Raw genomic sequence first — 11,302 nt, 5'->3', positions numbered from 1 at the left:
ACACATGTCAATGACCAACTACGGGGCCGCGGGCGCCAACCTTTCCATCAACGGCATCACGATCAGCTCGTTCGGCGACACCGACCCTCCTATCGTGATCGAGGACATCGAACCGCGTGCGGCGCTCAAGCGCGGTACCGGCGGCGGCTCGGTGCGTCTCGACAACGTCACTCGGGCAAAGCGAGTGACGGTGCACTTGCTGCCCGGGTCTGATGAGGCGCGCCAGATCATCGCCCTGGACAAAACACGGGTCGATTTCTACGGCGCTTTCAGCCAGTCCGGATCGGGTGAGTCGCTGGTGTTCTACAGCGGGATCCTCGCAAACCGTGGGCAGCTCGGCCGCGGTGGCAAGACCAACGTCTCCGATGATCAGTTCATCTTCGAGTTCAACGACTCCGAAGAGGTATAACCAGCCAAATGGCCGCTTCGGCGGCCTTACACTCGAGGAATGACATGGCTCGTCAACTCAAGATTCAAATTGGTGGTGTTGAATACGGCGGCACTACTGCGCCGGCCAAGGCCCAAGAAGAGATGCTGCACCTGGCTGTGAATGTCGGTTTGATCTCGTTCCTCAGCGAGAAGAATCCATCAGGTGACGCTGAGCTGGTTATGGCGCTGCTGCGCGCCCCGTTCGATGCCGTGCAGCGTCTGACCGCGCTGGCTCTGCGCAACGGCGCAGGCGACCTGGTGCTGCGTGACGACGGTCAAGGCAATGTTGTGCTTCCTATCGGTCCCAACCTGTTCCAGGACAACATCCAGTTTTACTACCTACTGGTCGCCTACGTCCTACGGGAAAATCTGAAGGGTTTTTTCGCGCTGCTCCCTCAAAGCGCCGACGAGCAGGCGGGGGCAGCGTAAGCAAGACGAACTGGTTCCTTTGGCGCCCCTGTGTGGCTTCCACCGCGTGCCCGGCGCCATTGGCCCGTTATGAGCAAATGCTTGACGGGACTCTTGACCTGGGAGAGGTCATCGAGATGCACAATGTGCTTGATGAGATGGAGGCGATGTACGAGCGCGCTATGAGTGCCGCGCGCCGGCGGTGATGCTCAATGGGGGCTGATGAAAACGCAATGGTCAGCCATCAAATTCATCAGCATCTTGTCAATTGTGCACTCGACCGAGACTGTATCCCCTTTTGATAGGTTGCCTACTAGGCGCCTCTGATCCTCATCAAAAAGGCCCTGAAAGTCTGTCTTGGCCTCATGCGCACCGTCGTTTAATACCACGTATGGCTGGCCCATCAGGACACCGACGTTCTTGACGGCCCCCCAGGTCCTGACTCTCTCGCCGCCATATTGACCGTCTGCCGCGACCTCATTCGCGTCGTAGGCATTAATCAGTTCAATAATTGGAACAACTCGGCCTGGTGCAACTGCTTCCTTGCTTGTATCTGACCCCGGGGCGGCATAAATCGCAATTGCAGCTATCGCAATCCCGATAGCTATAAAAATTTGGCGCTTCTTCCTAAGGCTGGCTTCCAGCTTGTTCGCGCTTCCACAGTTCTGGCAGACGATGGCCGACGCTGAAAAGCTTGTCCCGCAATCTGGGCACACCTTGTTGTCCTTCATAGCTAGCCCTGCGCTCAAAAAATCGCAGCATAGCATTTCTCTTGGAGCTACCAATGTCAGAAGAAGTCATCGACGCGCTGCTGGTAAAGCTAGGCGTAACGGTAGACCAGGCCAGCTTCGAAGAAAGCACTCAGGCAGTGAACGGCCTGGACAATGCAATCAACAAAGCAGCGCGCGATCGGGGCAAGACTGGCCTCGATCGGATCGGAAAGAACATGGCCGACACTGGGGCTGGCGCGCGGGCAGTTGAACAGGGTATCGACAAGTTCGGAAAGGCCGTTGATCGCGTGCCTCGCTCGGTTAATGTGCTCCAGACGCGCCTGGGCTCAGCGACGCAGCAGATGGCAAGTTTCCGCAAGGAGACTCAGGCAGCAGTTGCTTTGCTATCGAGGGGGGCTGGCGCTGCTGGCCTTGGCCCTCTTTCTGGCAGCCTGTTCTCCATGTTGGCGGGAGGGGGGCCAATAGCCTTGGCGGCCGCCGGAATTGGCGGTCTAGCGGCAAACTCTTTTTCTTATGCAAATGGAGCATTGAGTACTGAGGTAAGTGCCAGTACCTATGGCGTGTCCAAGTCTGACTTTCAGAACTTCAACCGATTCGGGAAAAAGATCACGGGCGAGGACGATGTAGGTACACAGATATTACAGGCTGCCCAGCGAATAAAGGTTGGCTCACAGGTCGGCAATATCCCAATCGACATTGCACGCTATGGCGGCGTTCCAGCTGATTTCGCAGATGCGTTCAGGCGTCCAACTATGGATGTTGTCGACACGATCAAGCGGCAGCTTGGACGAGTCCAAGACCCAGTGCAGCGACAAGGAATAGCCAGTTCATTGGGTCTCAACCAACCAGCCATCATGACGCTGGAGCAAGATTACCGAACCGGCATCAAACAATCTGACAAGCCAGGATCAACCTATACCGATCAAGATGTGGCGAACGCCCGGGCTTTCGAAAACTCACTGGTAGACCTCACTGCCGATTTCGACAGGCTACGGAACAAACTCGGAGCAGACTTCCTTCCTTCGCTGGACAACTTCGTCAAGCGGGTAGATGGAATGTTTGCCCAGGGCGGTATTGCCGATCGCATCACCCAGTTTGCAGATCATGTTGGCAAGGGAGACATGAAGGGCGCCGTTGACGTCCTGAAAGACAAAAATGTCCAGAGCGCTGTATCAGGCTTTGTGCAGGGCCACGTGCCAATTTTGGATATCGCCAAGGGCGCGTACAAGGGGGGCGCTGAGGGCTGGGATAAGGGCGGCGCCGTCGGGGCCTACAAGGGTGCCGTCACAGGGTATTTTCGCGCGATAGGAGACCAGTTCCCTGCAGCACGCAACCTGGTCGCTCAAGGCTATGATTCCGCCCAGCGTGCCGTGTACGACAAAATGCCGAGCGCCCACGTAGATGACGACGTGAGCAAACCGCTCAGGCCTGAGTTCCAGGCCAGGCTCCAGCAGGCACCCGCTATGGATCAGCCGGCCCCGCTGGCGCAGGGCAGCCAAAGCGATGCTCAGCAACGCGCTTTGAAGTTTTTCATGGATAACGGCTACACCCGTGAACAGTCCTCTGGAATGGTGGCAAACCTTGTCGCAGAGAGCGGACTGAAGACAGATGCGGTCGGGGACAATGGGCAGGCGTACGGGTTGGCCCAGTGGCACCCAGAGAGACAAAAGGAATTCAAGGACTTCTTCGGCAAGGATATCAAGGGCTCTAGCGAGCAGGACCAGCTCAATTTCATCCTGTACGAACTGCAGAATAAGGAGAAGTCTGCTGGTGAAGCGCTGCTGAAAACCAAAAGTCCTTCCCAGTCGGCCAGCGTCATGCGGGAGATGTATGAGCGCCCTGCAGACAACCCTGCTGACGCAAACTTGCGCATGCAAATTGCCGAGCAGCTGAATAGCGGCCAGGTACCAAATGCCGAATCCAGCCCCAAGGGTCAGGTCCAAGCCATCGAAAGCAAGGTCCCGGCTCTCGCTGGATCTTCGAAGCGGCCAGTGATTTCCTACGAAATGCTTCCTCAGGATGATGCTCGGCTGCCATCTCCTCCCGCGTTGCCCGGCCAGCTAGGATCACCGCAATATCGGCCACGACAATTCCAGGGGCTTGGAAATGCACAGTTGCCTGGCGACATCCCTGACACCTACAACATGGTTGCCAACCCACCTGCGCCGCCGAGCATCGACCTTACCCAATCTCAACCGCAAGCGAGTGAGGGAAACACGGTGCACATCGACGCTCGCGGTTCGACAGACGTCCACAAGATCACCAGCGAGGCGTTGCGTGCGGCCAGCGATCACTTCCAGGGGCAGATGACCGTAGCTATGTCCCACTTGAGTACGGACCTTGACCAATGAGCCTTGCAGCGATCTTTCTAAACAAGGTGCCTACCCTCGGCGGGAATGGATTCACGCCGATCATCTTCGATGCCATTCTGTCCGAGATGCAGTACGTCTCTTCCAGGATGTCGCAATACCCGCTGGAGAGCGGAGCTATTGCCTCTGACCATGCAATCCAGCTGCCGAACGTCCTCACAGTGACGGTAGGGGTGAGCGACAACCCCTTCAAGGTGCTGACGGCCTCCAGCTCTAGCGCGGCATCAACCGTCGGGTCGAACCTGATCGGCGCGGCTGCTGGGGCGGTTGTATCAAAGCTCAGCCCAACAGTCTTGGCAGTTCTTGGTCTGGGTATGGGCGCAACCCTATCCAGCTCCTCTTCAACGCGGTCCACGACTGTGAAGAACGCCTTGCACTACCTGAAGGTGAGCGGCGCGCTAATCAACTTCGTGGGCACAAAGGAAACCTACAAGAATGTGGTGGTGGTTGGGGTGCGATCGGTAGTGGATAAGCGTTCCGAGTTGGGGGGCATCTTTCAGATCGATCTGGCCCAGCCCACCATCATATCCAACACCGGGACCGGTACAGTTACCACCGTCCTCGGCGGAGGTACTGAGTCGACTCAAGGGCAAAGCTCGGTGAATGCCGGCACGGTGGTTCCTTCATGACGACAAAAACGCTTTCGCTGCCCAGCAGCTATAGCTACTTCACCTTCCAGTCGTCGCTGAGCAACAGAGCCTACACGTTCAGCTTCACCTGGTTGACTCGATTCTCCTACTACACGGTGAGCATGTACGACTCGTCGGGCACTCCGGTATTCCAGGGGCGCGGACTCCATCCCAACATGGACCTGCTGGACGGCCTGCAGCTGGGCATCGGAAAGCTCTACCTCGCCGGCGATCCCGCCACTGTGGCAAATCTGGGTATCGACAACACCCTGACCTGGGAGTACTGACATGGGGGTGCTCTACGGGCGCTACTACGAACTGACGCTGTACTCGACCACCAGCACTGAGTATCTGCGAATGACGGCGCCGGTGCAGATTCAGTTCAGGGTCAGCTACTACCCAGGCATGGGGTCAATCAAAGGAACCGCGGAGATCACGATTTACGGGCTGAATGTCACGTCAATGGACCAGATCATCAGCAAATACGACCGGGTCAAGCTGGTGGCCGGCTATAACGACAGCTTCGACACCATATTCGACGGTAACGTGTTCACGCCCAGCAAGGGCAAGTTCGGGCCTGAGCAGTACCTGCTGCTGTACTGCTCGATGATCAGCGAGGCCGAAACCAGCGCGCGCATCAACAAAACCTGGGGAAACGGCACAAGGGTTTGCGACATCGTGCAGGAGGTGGCGGAAGAGCTTGGAGTGCCCGTAACGTTTGTTCCGCCGATAAATGACCCGCAGCAAACCTTCTGGCCCTCATTGGGCAGGGTTTCTAGGCTTTCCGCCGCTGCGCCTCCATATGCAGTTCTCGATGATCTTGGCCAGTCGTTCGGCTTCATTGTCTACAGGCTGGTAAACAAAATCTTGCTTTTGCCTGGCAGCGATATGGGTACTGGCGTCAGTCACGAGATCTCGGCAGACACCGGTATGGAGGGCTCGCCAGTGTTCACTGCCGGGCCCACGGTCAACGTTGTGACACGGATGAATACCAAGATCCTGCCAGGCGACGAAATCGTGGTGAAGAGCCGCTATAGCGTGGTGTCGGCGCAGGGTGCGAACCAAAGTGATCAGACCCAGTTCACGCAAACGAAGTCAGGAAAGTACTACGCCAGTTCGATCATCCATACCGGTGATTTCTATTCTGACTACTGGTCAACATCAATTCAGGGTTATTCCCGCGGAGTAGCCTGGAACCCCATCACCTCGGGAGACGACAATGGTTGATCGCCACTTGAATGTGAGCGACATGCTGGAGATGTCTTTCAAGCGCGGTATGGCCAAGATCTACACCAGCCTGCCGGCCACGCTGATTGCATTTGACCCCGGCACCCAGCGCGCGCAGATCCAGCTTGGAGTGAAGCGTCGACAGAAAGGCATCTGGAAGGACATCTCGGTCCTTGTTGACGTGCCCGTGGTGTTCCCAGGCTCACAATCGTGGGCCTTTTTTTATGCAATGAGCAAAGGCGACGAAGGCTGGGCGCACTTCTCCCAGCGTTGCATTGATGACTGGCTTACCGCCGGCGGCTCGGTGCAGCCTTCCAGCCTGCGGATGTTCGACGCTACCGATGCGATGTTCCAGCCCGGCGTGCGCTCCGCAGCAACCGCCTTTGCCCCAATGCCCAGTGCCGGCGCCGGCCTTGCCAACAAGAGCGGAACGGTATCCATCACGGCCACCGACACCTCTATCAGCCTGAAAATGGAAAGCACCACGATCGTTTCCACCGGAAGCTCGATAACGTTGACGGCCGGGGGGCAAACCCTGGTGCTGTCATCCTCTGGCCTCACCCACAACGGTGTGAACATTGGCCAGACGCACACTCACACCGGCGTCATGGCCGGAAATGCCACCTCCGGGCCGCCAAGCGCCTGACCTGATAGAGATCCCCATGATCAGAAACTTCGACGGAGACGATCTCGTGACGAGCGGCTCCAGCGTCTTCCTGTCCGATCAAGAGGAACTGGCCGCCAGCGTCGTTTACCTGCTGCGCCAGATCACCACAGAGGATTTCCTCAGTCAGACCAAGGGCACGCCATGGTTCGACGGCCTGCTTGGAAAGACGGATCCGGCGATGGTGGAAATCCTGCTCAAGCAATCGGTCTTGCAGTCGGCGAGCGTTACCCAGATCACCGACTTCAGCCTGGTTAACGACCGGGCCACGCGCACTTATACCGTGAACATGACTGTGACAAATCAAACCGGCACCGTCGCCACCGTCACTTATACGACTTCGGAGTAACCCATGGCGGCAGTTACCAGTAGCGGCGTTACTCTAACGACCACCCAGGAATACTTGGCCGCGCTCAAGGCGCAGTACCTGGATATCGATTCAGGCTGGGATCTTGATTCGTCCACCCCAGACGGCATGGCCCTGCAAGCCTGGTCCGAAACCCTTGGCAACCTTGATGAGCTAGTGACCTCGGTCTACAACACCCTGGACCCTAATAGCGCCGTGGGACTGCAGTTGGACCGAATCGGGGCTATCAGCAATATTCCGCGCGCCGTCGCCACGTACTCGACGTGCACGGCGACATTTAAGGGGAATGCGAACGCACCGGTCCCAGCGGGTACGACCATCCGCAACACCCTGACTGACACCCTCTGGGCTACCGATGGTGCTATCACGCTGGGAAGTGATGGAAATGGCACGGTTAGCGTGACCTGCACCACCTCCGGCGCGCAGACAGCCAACGTGGGTGAGCTCTCGTCCATCTACGGTTCGGTGCCGGCCGGCGTAACCAGCGTAACCAACCCGGTAGCAGCTTCGGTAGGTGACGCCCAGGAAGGCGATCCCGATTACCGATTCCGGCGCAACGTGGCAGTTGCTACACGATCAAGCAACGTCATCGACGCCCTTTACTCGGCTGTCTACCTGATCACTGGCGTCAAGCAGGTGAAGATCTACGAGAACACCCGAACGGTCGTCGATGCGAACGGCTTGATGCCAAAGTCGATCATGCTCATCGTGGATGGCGGATCCGATGCGGACATTCTTGCAGCATTCGCCTCGGTTAAATCGCCAGGCTGCGGCGACAACTCGGACCGCACGGACCTGGACGCTTACATGGTCACCGGCTTGACGGCCACTCCCAGCGGGAATCCGGTCACGCTCAGCTTCTTCCGGCCAGAGCTCGTTACCGTCTACGAGGATATGTCGATCACCAGCACCACGCTTTCGGACAGCGACAAGACGACGATCAAGATTCAGACGGTGTCCTACTCACTGGAGGGATTCACCCAGACCAGCGGTTTCATCAAGCGAGGATTCCAGATCGGCGAAAGCGTCACGGCTGGACGGCTCTATACCCCGGCGAACTACGTGGTCGCGGGCGCCGGCATGATCAACTCGCTTTACATCGGCACTAATCCGGACGCGGTCACGGCCCTTACCGTATCCATTGCCTACAACCAGTTGGCGGTGATCAACGCCGAGAACATCGACATAACCTACGAGTAACCCCTCAATGCCTGACGCCAATTTCGATTATGTGTCGAAGGCTGAGTCGCGCATATACGGGTGGTACCAGAAGGGGCCAAAGTTGGTCCGCTGGATCGATACTATCCCGTCTCTCGTTGCATCAAGCCTCGAAAATCCGCTGCAGATACTCAACTACATCCTCGATTACCAAAACGTTTCTGGCGTGATGCTCGATATCGTCGGCCGCATCGTTGGCATAACCGAGCGCCCCCGTATTTCCATGGCTGCACTCGAGTACTTCGGATACCTGGGCGATCTACTCGCCAAGGGATACAACCAGGCGCCGTATTACGACGCTTCTGCCGCCACCCAGACCATCCCGATTCCCGACTACGCATTCAGGTCGGTGATCAAAGGGAAGATCTACAAGAACTCCATCCTCTGCACTATCGACTCAGTGAAGGAGGCGGTGGACGACATTTTCGGCATCTCTTGCACGGTCATCGACAACAAGGACATGACCATGACCATCAACCTGAATACGACCAGTTACAGCAGCGTGCTCTATTACCTGGCCGTCAATTACGACCTCATCCCGAAACCGATGGGTGTTGAAATCACTTCGATCAATGGGGGCAGCTAATGACTCGTCCTGCAAGTTATAACCTCGTATGGGCAGAGGATGCCGCTGCCGACCAAATGGGTGGCGAAACCTCGACGGCTGACCAGGGCGTTATTGAGCAAGGATGGGTTGGGAGTGCAACCGCTGAACCTCCCACTGCGCGGATGCAGAACTACTGGCAGATCCGCGTGGATCTCGGCCTGCAGGAGATAGAGAGGCAGGGTTGCCTTTCGTGGCGCAGCGATGTGAACTACCAGGCCGGCGCCTTCGTCTTCTACGCCAGCAACTTGTTCCAGGCCGTCTCAAGCAACATCGCTATCACTCCGCAAGGGTCGGGCGATGTTGGCATCTGGAGTCTATTGCTCCCCGGTCAATGGCCAACCACAGTCGACAATATCACCGGCACGCTCCCGATTTCGAAGGGCGGAACGGGTGCGACCACTGCAGCTGGTGCGCTTACGAACCTTGGCGCAGCCCCAATTACCTCGCCAACCTTCCTCGGAAGCCCGCGCGCGCCCACCCAGGCGCCAGGAGATAGCTCTACGCTTCTGGCTACTGATGGGTTCGTTCAGGCGGCCGTCAATGGTGCGGTCAGCTTGTCGATAGCTGGCGGTACGACTACCACACTGACCCAGGCCCAGTATGGCGTGGCGATTCTGATCCTGACTGGCGCAGTGACCGCCAACAAAGCCGTTGTCTTCCCCGCTCAGGCTGGCCACTGGCAGGTAGTAAATAACACCACGGGCGCCTTCACCATTACCCTGAAAACGGCTTCAGGTACGGGAGTTGTAGTAACCAGCGGCACAACAACTAATATCTATTGCGATGGCACTAACATCGGACTGCAACAGACTGATTTCATCAGTCCAGCTTTGACCGGCACTCCAACTTCTCCAACTGCCGCTGCTGGTACAAGTTCGAATCAGATCGCGACCATGCTTGCGTTGTTGCAGGGCATGGCGGCTTTCGGGATTGGTACGCCAAATGCCCCCAATATTGCCGACCTCAATACAGTTAGTGCGGGCGGCTTCTATTACGCATCTTCAACTGCATCAAATCAGCCCATCACTTCCAACGGCAGTTTTGTCCATATTCCTTTTGCTGATGGCAGCGCGGCCCTGCAAATATTTAGCACGCTGTCGTCACCATCTCGCATCTTTTATCGGACTAAGGCTTCCAATTCGTGGCTGGCATGGAAAGAGTTTTCGATGCTGGACTCTCCAGCCTTTACCGGAACTCCTACGGCCCCTACTGCCGCAAGTGGTACCGCCACCACCCAACTTGCGACCACAGCCTTTGCCGACGCAATACGAGCAGCGCTTCAGACTTCGATTGACCTGAAGGCACCGCTCGCTTCCCCTGCGCTTACCGGCACCCCCACAGTGCCCACTGCGGCGGCCGGCACGAGCACCACGCAGGCTGCATCGACCGCTTTCGTAGCGGCAGTGCAGACATTGCTGCAGACCGCGATCAACCTCAAGGCGCCGCTCGCTTCACCGGCTTTGACTGGCACTCCAACGGTGCCAACTGCAACGTCAGGGACCAGCACTACCCAGGCAGCCAGTACCGCTTTCGTACAGAGTGCGGTATCTCTGGCTACTGGCCGGTTGATAGGCATACAGATTCTCACCGCGACCGGCGTCTACACCGCAACCTCGGGGACAACGAGAGTTCGCGTGACAGTGATTGGGGGCGGCGCGGCGGGCGGTACAGCAGGCGCTACCACTTCCGGAACGGTGGCGGGGGCAGGCGGCGGCGGTGCTGGCGGTGTCGCGCAGAGTCTGTTGCCGATCGGTAGCCTGTCTGGCACCACGGCAACAATCGGGAGCGCAGGCGCCCCAAGCTCGTCCACAGCTGGCGGCGCAGGGGGAGCCACAACCTTCGCCGGGCTCACGGCGAACGGTGGCACGGGCGGCGCGCTTGTGGGGCCGCTAGCTCCTCCACAAGGCGGTCTTGGTGGGTCAGGCGGCACGGCATCGGGTGGCAACGTGTTCAACATGCGTGGCGGGAACGGTATGCATGGCGCTGCGTCCGGCACCGGTTACGTGCTGTCTGGCAGCGGCGGCAGCAACCCGTTCGGCGGTGGCGGCCCTGGCAATCTGCTGTCCACTGCTACTTCTGTGGCGGGAACTGTTGGTCTCGGTTATGGAGCTGGCGGCGGTGGCGGTGCAAGCAACTCTGGCGCCGTACTTGCCGCTGGCGCAAATGGCACGACTGGCGCAGTCATCATCGAGGAATACACGTGATGGAAGAAACCTACGCAAGCGTCGAGAACGGCGCAGTCACCAACATCATCGTCTGGGACGGCGTGCCATTCACGGCCGCCGTCGAACCAGACGAGGACGGTAACGGAGGATCTCCGGCCCAGGGCTACACCCCGCCAACCGGCGTCACCCTGGTGGCGATTGGGGATACGGGGGCGGGTATCGGCTGGACCTATGACGGCAAGGCGTTCGCGCCCCCGGCAGCCGTGGTACCAACCGCCGCAGAGATCCTGTCGGCCAATACCCAGATGCGCGACAGCCTGCTGTCCGTGGCAGCTCTGGCCATCGCGCCTTTGCAGGACGCCGTAGATCTGAACACGGCCACGGCCGCGGAAACCGCCGCGCTGAAGACCTGGAAGCAGTACCGGGTCGCCGTGAATCGGGTCGACCTGACGGCCGCCGGCCCTGCCTGGCCAGCTCAGCCAACCTGA

13 protein-coding genes are annotated in these 11,302 nt (G+C 58.3%); 12 read left to right on the top strand and 1 reads right to left on the bottom strand.

Annotated features, from left to right (window positions below):
- Positions 1 to 4: 4 nt before the first annotated feature.
- Positions 5 to 409: a hypothetical protein gene (locus RAM80_RS07470; protein ID WP_416425585.1), complete on the top strand. Its 405-nt coding sequence runs from the start codon at positions 5 to 7 to the stop codon at positions 407 to 409.
- 44 nt (positions 410 to 453) lie between these two features.
- Positions 454 to 858 carry a hypothetical protein gene (locus RAM80_RS07465; RefSeq protein WP_416425584.1) on the top strand — a complete coding sequence of 135 codons (405 nt, stop codon included), beginning with the start codon at positions 454 to 456 and terminating at the stop codon, positions 856 to 858.
- 188 nt (positions 859 to 1,046) lie between these two features.
- Here RAM80_RS07465 and RAM80_RS07460 read toward each other — a convergent pair whose 3' ends face one another.
- Positions 1,047 to 1,568: an OB-fold protein gene (locus RAM80_RS07460; RefSeq protein WP_416425583.1), complete on the bottom strand. Its 522-nt coding sequence runs from the start codon at positions 1,566 to 1,568 to the stop codon at positions 1,047 to 1,049.
- 53 nt (positions 1,569 to 1,621) lie between these two features.
- Between RAM80_RS07460 and RAM80_RS07455 the strand changes: the two genes are divergently transcribed.
- The 10 genes from RAM80_RS07455 to RAM80_RS07410 are packed head-to-tail and all read left to right on the top strand — an operon-like array spanning position 1,622 to position 11,302.
- Positions 1,622 to 3,919 carry a phage tail tip lysozyme gene (locus RAM80_RS07455; RefSeq protein WP_416425582.1) on the top strand — a complete coding sequence of 766 codons (2,298 nt, stop codon included), beginning with the start codon at positions 1,622 to 1,624 and terminating at the stop codon, positions 3,917 to 3,919.
- A complete protein-coding gene (locus RAM80_RS07450) occupies positions 3,916 to 4,566 on the top strand; it encodes a phage baseplate protein (RefSeq protein ID WP_416425581.1) in 651 nt (216 codons plus the stop codon). The genes RAM80_RS07455 and RAM80_RS07450 overlap by 4 nt, the downstream gene beginning before the upstream one ends.
- Positions 4,563 to 4,853, top strand: a complete 291-nt coding sequence (locus RAM80_RS07445; RefSeq protein WP_416425580.1) for a phage baseplate plug family protein — start codon at positions 4,563 to 4,565, stop codon at positions 4,851 to 4,853. Before RAM80_RS07450 ends, RAM80_RS07445 begins: the two co-directional genes overlap by 4 nt.
- Before the next feature lies 1 nt (position 4,854).
- On the top strand, positions 4,855 to 5,793 hold the full coding sequence (locus RAM80_RS07440) for a hypothetical protein (RefSeq protein ID WP_416425579.1): 939 nt from the start codon (positions 4,855 to 4,857) through the stop codon (positions 5,791 to 5,793).
- The gene (locus tag RAM80_RS07435; protein WP_416425578.1) at positions 5,786 to 6,439 is read left to right on the top strand and encodes a Gp138 family membrane-puncturing spike protein; all 654 of its coding nucleotides are present in this window, start codon (positions 5,786 to 5,788) and stop codon (positions 6,437 to 6,439) included. The genes RAM80_RS07440 and RAM80_RS07435 overlap by 8 nt, the downstream gene beginning before the upstream one ends.
- A gap of 16 nt (positions 6,440 to 6,455) precedes the next feature.
- Positions 6,456 to 6,806: a hypothetical protein gene (locus RAM80_RS07430; protein WP_416425577.1), complete on the top strand. Its 351-nt coding sequence runs from the start codon at positions 6,456 to 6,458 to the stop codon at positions 6,804 to 6,806.
- 3 nt (positions 6,807 to 6,809) lie between these two features.
- A complete protein-coding gene (locus RAM80_RS07425; RefSeq protein WP_416425576.1) occupies positions 6,810 to 8,024 on the top strand; it encodes a baseplate J/gp47 family protein in 1,215 nt (404 codons plus the stop codon).
- A gap of 7 nt (positions 8,025 to 8,031) precedes the next feature.
- Positions 8,032 to 8,628 carry a DUF2612 domain-containing protein gene (locus RAM80_RS07420; RefSeq protein WP_416425575.1) on the top strand — a complete coding sequence of 199 codons (597 nt, stop codon included), beginning with the start codon at positions 8,032 to 8,034 and terminating at the stop codon, positions 8,626 to 8,628.
- Entirely contained in the window at positions 8,628 to 10,853 is a 2,226-nt protein-coding gene (locus RAM80_RS07415) for a hypothetical protein (protein WP_416425574.1), read from the top strand. The genes RAM80_RS07420 and RAM80_RS07415 overlap by 1 nt, the downstream gene beginning before the upstream one ends.
- Positions 10,853 to 11,302 carry a tail fiber assembly protein gene (locus RAM80_RS07410; protein ID WP_416425573.1) on the top strand — a complete coding sequence of 150 codons (450 nt, stop codon included), beginning with the start codon at positions 10,853 to 10,855 and terminating at the stop codon, positions 11,300 to 11,302. The genes RAM80_RS07415 and RAM80_RS07410 overlap by 1 nt, the downstream gene beginning before the upstream one ends.

It is taken from the genome of Pseudomonas sp. App30 (genome assembly GCF_047947025.1).
Taxonomy (GTDB): domain Bacteria; phylum Pseudomonadota; class Gammaproteobacteria; order Pseudomonadales; family Pseudomonadaceae; genus Aquipseudomonas.
Note: the sequence above shows the minus strand (reverse complement) of the source record. Positions and strands in the feature narration are given on the sequence as shown.

Excerpts from the sequence above, each read along its gene's own strand:
- RAM80_RS07470 (WP_416425585.1), top strand. The coding sequence starts at position 5 with ATGTCAATGACCAACTACGGGGCCGCGGGCGCCAACCTTTCCATCAAC.
- RAM80_RS07465 (WP_416425584.1), top strand. The coding sequence starts at position 454 with ATGGCTCGTCAACTCAAGATTCAAATTGGTGGTGTTGAATACGGCGGC.
- RAM80_RS07460 (WP_416425583.1), bottom strand. The coding sequence starts at position 1,568 with ATGAAGGACAACAAGGTGTGCCCAGATTGCGGGACAAGCTTTTCAGCG.
- RAM80_RS07455 (WP_416425582.1), top strand. The coding sequence starts at position 1,622 with ATGTCAGAAGAAGTCATCGACGCGCTGCTGGTAAAGCTAGGCGTAACG.
- RAM80_RS07450 (WP_416425581.1), top strand. The coding sequence starts at position 3,916 with ATGAGCCTTGCAGCGATCTTTCTAAACAAGGTGCCTACCCTCGGCGGG.
- RAM80_RS07445 (WP_416425580.1), top strand. The coding sequence starts at position 4,563 with ATGACGACAAAAACGCTTTCGCTGCCCAGCAGCTATAGCTACTTCACC.
- RAM80_RS07440 (WP_416425579.1), top strand. The coding sequence starts at position 4,855 with ATGGGGGTGCTCTACGGGCGCTACTACGAACTGACGCTGTACTCGACC.
- RAM80_RS07435 (WP_416425578.1), top strand. The coding sequence starts at position 5,786 with ATGGTTGATCGCCACTTGAATGTGAGCGACATGCTGGAGATGTCTTTC.
- RAM80_RS07430 (WP_416425577.1), top strand. The coding sequence starts at position 6,456 with ATGATCAGAAACTTCGACGGAGACGATCTCGTGACGAGCGGCTCCAGC.
- RAM80_RS07425 (WP_416425576.1), top strand. The coding sequence starts at position 6,810 with ATGGCGGCAGTTACCAGTAGCGGCGTTACTCTAACGACCACCCAGGAA.
- RAM80_RS07420 (WP_416425575.1), top strand. The coding sequence starts at position 8,032 with ATGCCTGACGCCAATTTCGATTATGTGTCGAAGGCTGAGTCGCGCATA.
- RAM80_RS07415 (WP_416425574.1), top strand. The coding sequence starts at position 8,628 with ATGACTCGTCCTGCAAGTTATAACCTCGTATGGGCAGAGGATGCCGCT.
- RAM80_RS07410 (WP_416425573.1), top strand. The coding sequence starts at position 10,853 with ATGGAAGAAACCTACGCAAGCGTCGAGAACGGCGCAGTCACCAACATC.